This is a genomic window from Piscirickettsia litoralis, assembly GCF_001720395.1.
Taxonomy (GTDB): Bacteria; Pseudomonadota; Gammaproteobacteria; order Piscirickettsiales; family Piscirickettsiaceae; genus Piscirickettsia; species Piscirickettsia litoralis.
The window spans coordinates 1,271,050-1,276,359 of the sequence record NZ_MDTU01000001.1; the positions used below are offsets into that span (position 1 = coordinate 1,271,050).

Here is a 5,310-nt window from a genome sequence, read left to right on the forward strand (position 1 = left end):
TCACTAACACCGGGGTGTTGGCTTTTCTAAGCTGCCTATGCGGCAGTTAACTAGAAGTTGTTAATCGCACCGGCCACATCATTTTTCTAAGCTGCCTATGCGGCAGTTAACAAAGAGGCAGCGCAGGAAGGTCAAGTTTCAGTTTTCTAAGCTGCCTATGCGGCAGTTAACGTATGCACAAGGGTGGTTGAACCAGCGTTACTTTTCTAAGCTGCCTATGCGGCAGTTAACGTATTAATATTGAGCCTATCTTTACCGATGTGTTTCTAAGCTGCCTATGCGGCAGTTAACACGTTGGTGCTGGTGAAGGGTATTACACTGTATTTCTAAGCTGCCTATGCGGCAGTTAACTAGCTTGTTAGACAGGTTGTTAGCTGCGTAAATTTCTAAGCTGCCTATGCGGCAGTTAACCACCTCGCCTTTTAACATCTGCTCTTTTCGTTTTTCTAAGCTGCCTATGCGGCAGTTAACCCAAGCAGACACTAAAGGTTTAATGTCTAGATTTTCTAAGCTGCCTATGCGGCAGTTAACGTTCAAGGCAGTGATCCGTTCTGGGTTGATGCTTTCTAAGCTGCCTATGCGGCAGTTAACAAAGAGGCGAAGCGGAGGCTTTTTGCAAGAGTTTTCTAAGCTGCCTATGCGGCAGTTAACAGTAGATTTAAACGCTACACGCAAGTAGTGTCAATAGTTGTCGTTAGGTTTCACGAAATAACCAACAATTCCCCCTCAACAATATAACCTGTTGTTTTATTTGATTTTTTAAAGAGCTATAAAAATAAAGGTCAAAACATCGGTAAAGTTGACTCAGAACTTAGTCCATATGAGTTAAAGCCTTTATCAATGAGTTCTTTTGAGGTTTCTCGGCGCACGAACAAAAGAAAATCCTGATTAGAACTAGCGCTCTTCATTTTAATAAATGGAAACCCACTAAGCATAACATCATCTTGACCTTGGTAACTGTCCAGCGCCTCCTCAAAAGAGATAGATGCCTTCCTCGCCTTTCTTCTCACTCTTCGAAATTTACTTGATTTTGACTGAACTCTTTTAAACCTGACATATTCCGTTACACCTGAAGGTACTTCACGAATTCTCGTCATGTGCAAATAATCACTCAGTCGAGATAACAGTCTCTGGGAGATAAGCTTTTCTAGCTCCTCTCTATGTGGGCTAAAAATGCGAACTTTTAACCCTAACTTGCACTCTTCTTCAGAATATTCTGGAAAAGATAAGCCGATATTAATTTTGTCATTAATATTTTTGGCATTAACTAATTCCGTGTGGAGACATGCAAACACTTTACTTAACAAAAAATTTTCATTTACTTCACTGGAAGGTAAAAGCGTTATATTAATATAGAAATGCATAACTAGTCCTTATCGCTTGCACCAAACACCCCTCCACGAACCAATACAGCCATAACATAATGCTCCATCTCTTTTTCTGGCAACTCTGTATTTGCAACAAACTTGTCGAACAGCGTAAAAAAGTCCACTTTATCTTTAGGATTACGGTATGCTTTACCTAAATTTGTTACGGCCCCATAAGGTTCAACAGCAATCGGGCCTACTCTATTATCCCCATAACTCGGATACCAGGTATCTATAGTCCTTATTGCATTACCAATCTTTTGAGAATGCATAGCAGCAATGTTATCTACATCGTATAGAACTTTGCTTTTCTTTTCCTTGCTATTACTTTTATCAAAAACGAGTTCTTCGCTAGGGTAAACATCTTGCTGCTCCCCTAGTTTTGAATATGCATCTATCTTTAAAAGAAGAAAATCCTTTTTCCCTGATAAAGTATCTGCAATTTTCTCAGCCAACGCACTTATTTCATTGCTAAGATCTTCAAAACGTTGCAAGTCAAAGTCAAGCGCATTAAAAATCCATTTTTCCTTATCTGCTCCTGCCAAAACTTCAACATGCACCTCAATACATTCTGCACCTACACGATTGCGCCACAAAAAGCGCCCATTTGCTATATTAGCCGCATACCTTAATGCAAGTTCATTGAACTGTGCTGTTTTTATATAATTTCCAGCAGCTTCATGATAGCGGCTTTGAAAGCCTTGACTATTACAAGCAGAAGGGGTTTGAACTCCACTTAAAAACTTAACAGTAAAACTCAATTTTAATGTATCTTGCCCGACCCCTAACGCGCAACTATCAACTTTTTGTATATTTGGGCTTTCGACTTTCGCGTCAAGCTTAGTAGGATCTTTCGCTAAAGCTTTATTTAGCCTATTTGAAATGGTGCCTCTAACAGATTTTTCTACAATCTTAAGTGCCACACTTTCATCTTTTGGTAAACCCTCCTCATTCTTTTCATTGGCTCGTCTTTTATCCCATATAGTCCCGTACATCAATGCATCAGAAGGAACAATTTTCTTTTCGAAGACTAATACTGATGCTATATTTTCTTTCTTAGACATAAAAAATCCTCTTAATATAATTAAATTACTTGTTGAGAGCAGACATATTGGCTCTTATCAGCATTCACATGATAGCGCCACAACATTTCATCTACAGATTCCAAGCGATAAGGAACGACGAACTCACCGAGAGTTATTATGCTTTCAGCAAAGCGGTGAGGAGTATCAGCATCTCTCTGATTCTCAGCAGCACCTAATGGTGTAATACCCTGAAATCCTACTGCAATGGGTACAATCCATCCTTTTTCTCTTCTTATTCTCTGCCATGACACCTTTTCATCTACCACATCACAACTAGAGTGAACACTTAAATAGCTCAACAAAGAATCTAAAGCATCACCTTCTTCTTTCTCCATAGACTTTATCATTAAATCGCGTCGCTCTCTTAGCAAGAAACCCGGCATTAGCTTTCGCTTCAATATTTTAAATTTATTTTCATCAGATATTATCATTCTCTCCGGCTTCCCATGGCTCATCAAATCACCACCAGCAAACTTCAAACGACTATTTAACAGCTTAGAGATCAATTCAACAATCTCATACTCCGGAGCTTCCTCAAAAGATAAAGCTTCATATTCAATCATTAAAGATACAGTCAAGTGGCAACGGGGCTCCTCAATAAAAGAAGCCCTTTTGCCATCCCTTTTTAGAGGGCTAGCCATCCCTATAATAGAGGAATCAAAGTCTCTCACTCCTTTGTATGTTTGTAAATTAAAGTCGTGACTGACAACACCAACTCCTGCAAATTTGCACGGAAATTTTTCTGCAAGCCCCCGCTGTAAAGCATGAGCCAAGCCTAGCCATGCAGTCATTGCAGGAAACCCAATCGTATATGCGCTTGATAGAGCATTTGCATTATGAATTCTGAGTTTTGGCAACAGTAATATTTTTTTTGCCTATCATATTAAAACATCTCGCTGCTTTAAAAAAAGACCTTCTATGTATTTAATATCATTATCTCCAAGCAATATATATTTCCCATTTTGATTTTTAATGACCTGTGAGTAAGACCTCACCAACCAACGAGCAGCTTTCCTTAAAAATTCGCCCTCAGCTTCTTTCCATTCGGTTTTTTCAACATCAGGATATATTGTTGGATCTAATAAGTACTTTTGACGAATAGGTAATGCCTCATAACGCTGATCCATTGACCAGCCAGCAGCAATTTTCCTAATTTTCCATACCTTAAATAGAATTTGATCAAAGATATAAAGGCAAATATTGTCTCGAGCCTCACGAATACAAATATTATTATATTCAGACATCAATAATTTGTTTAGGTATGAGAAGCTCTCTTTAAATTCATTAAACCATAAACAATTTTTAAAAAAGTCAGACCAAGGCAATTTTTTGTGTCGACTTCATACTAGGAGGAATACTTGGGAGCAAGTAAGCTTTTCCTCCGTTTTTACTATTAAGGACACTAATATTTTGAGGCTTTGTCCCGCCATATCCGATCACAGCTAAATTATAAATATCAGCAAACCCTTCGGAGGAATATTCACTATCTCTACAAGCCTTTCTAGCAGTTTTTGCACTGTCAGAAAATTTCATCGTCTGGATCTTATTACGTAGTGAAAAAACTATTCCAGATGGAGTAAGAATCGATAGTAAATGATAATCATCATCTACAGGAAAATAAACCTGTTTTATTTTAGAACTTGTCCTAACAGGATGGTTATCATTCGATTTAATCTTTAAAAACCCACTACGTAATTCTTCATAAGAGCTTCCCTCAGCTGACAGCAACTCCTTACTTAAGTCAGTCTCCAACTCTATATGTCGAATTAACTTCATACCATCGGAAAGCTCCAGCATTAGAAAATTATACACATCAATGTCCGCTGCATTTCCTAACGCATCTAGCTCAACATCAACGTTACCACTTCTAACATAGCCATCGACATCAGCCTTAGCTTGCACAACGACAGGTGAAGTCTCACCATTTTCATTCTTACGTGCATCTGGATGTGAAAAACGACAAGGGTGGGACGACAATGAAAAACTTTTAGCTCTTTTCGCTGCATCTTTCAACCAGCAAGCTCTACTGAATTTTTCAGTCGCCTCCACTTCAAACCTAAGCTTTTCTTCTGCGGACAAATTCGCCTTTACCTTCTTACTCAACCAAGCCTCTTTGCGCTTCAATATGTAATCTATCGCTACTTGCACTTTTTTCACCTTACAAATAAAACAAACCCATGGTACTCTGAAACTAAAAAACAAACCCCATTACAATCAATAATTTATTGACATCGATTATATTCCAAAATACAATGATTGCACAACGAGGCAATCTATAACTGCTGAATAAGCAGCTGAGAAAATTACCATCAACAATTTTTGGCGTTTGACGTTTACTGCCGCACAGGCAGAGCTTACAATACTCAACCCCAAACAAGAAGTCATGGATGCTAACAAAATTAAAAATAGCAGCTCTCGTAATAAAAGTACTTATGATCATTATCAAACTTGCTGCGCTTCTCACAAAACCATAGAGCTGATACACCAGCTCTACTGCTTACACTTTTTTAAACCTTTTTCTGGAAAATACTCATATTCGTTTTGATCTGAGTAATGAGAAATAACAAGCTCTCCATACTTAAGAGCCGCTTTTTCTATAGACAGATTAAAGCTCGAAGCAGCCTCCCGTAATAACTCTTCATAATCACGCTTTAACCACAGCCGATCATCCCTAGTGCTCTTCTCCGTATAGCTAATGCGATACTTGTTATCAACTTTCTCTAATTGGTCTGTGAAACCTTTCTCATAAAAATTAAATGTTTTTACTGAACCGTCTATATCTACATCAGGACAAAGGTATAAACGCAAATTTTCCCCAGTTTTTTTTCCTAAAGGGTTTAATGTTTGCGGAAGAGCTG

Annotated in this window: 6 protein-coding genes and 1 CRISPR repeat array; all 6 genes read right to left on the reverse strand. The window is 38.3% G+C overall.

All coding sequences use genetic code 11. The features are described 5' to 3' along the window. Nucleotides 1–23: 23 nt before the first annotated feature. Nucleotides 24–651: direct repeats of the CRISPR family, unit length 28 nt; unit sequence TTTCTAAGCTGCCTATGCGGCAGTTAAC. 131 nt (nucleotides 652–782) lie between these two features. Further along, complete coding sequence (gene cas6f, locus BGC07_RS06095; RefSeq protein WP_069312381.1) at nucleotides 783–1,364, reverse strand: type I-F CRISPR-associated endoribonuclease Cas6/Csy4; 582 nt, start codon at nucleotides 1,362–1,364, stop codon at nucleotides 783–785. Nucleotides 1,365–1,366: 2 nt separating this feature from the next. Beyond that, nucleotides 1,367–2,431 (reverse strand): type I-F CRISPR-associated protein Csy3, encoded by a 1,065-nt coding sequence (gene csy3, locus BGC07_RS06100; protein ID WP_069312382.1) that lies wholly within the window; start codon nucleotides 2,429–2,431, stop codon nucleotides 1,367–1,369. 20 nt (nucleotides 2,432–2,451) lie between these two features. Beyond that, entirely contained in the window at nucleotides 2,452–3,309 is an 858-nt protein-coding gene (gene csy2, locus BGC07_RS06105) for a type I-F CRISPR-associated protein Csy2 (protein ID WP_235602973.1), read from the reverse strand. 21 nt (nucleotides 3,310–3,330) lie between these two features. After that, nucleotides 3,331–3,777 (reverse strand): type I-F CRISPR-associated protein Csy1, encoded by a 447-nt coding sequence (locus tag BGC07_RS23130; protein ID WP_077216787.1) that lies wholly within the window; start codon nucleotides 3,775–3,777, stop codon nucleotides 3,331–3,333. After that, on the reverse strand, nucleotides 3,764–4,600 hold the full coding sequence (locus tag BGC07_RS23135; RefSeq protein WP_158006880.1) for a type I-F CRISPR-associated protein Csy1: 837 nt from the start codon (nucleotides 4,598–4,600) through the stop codon (nucleotides 3,764–3,766). Before BGC07_RS23135 ends, BGC07_RS23130 begins: the two co-directional genes overlap by 14 nt. A gap of 342 nt (nucleotides 4,601–4,942) precedes the next feature. Beyond that, a partial coding sequence (locus BGC07_RS06120; RefSeq protein ID WP_235602974.1) for a hypothetical protein occupies nucleotides 4,943–5,310 on the reverse strand: 368 nt, incomplete at its 5' end.

Excerpts from the sequence above, each read along its gene's own strand:
- cas6f (WP_069312381.1), bottom strand. The coding sequence starts at position 1,364 with ATGCATTTCTATATTAATATAACGCTTTTACCTTCCAGTGAAGTAAAT.
- csy3 (WP_069312382.1), bottom strand. The coding sequence starts at position 2,431 with ATGTCTAAGAAAGAAAATATAGCATCAGTATTAGTCTTCGAAAAGAAA.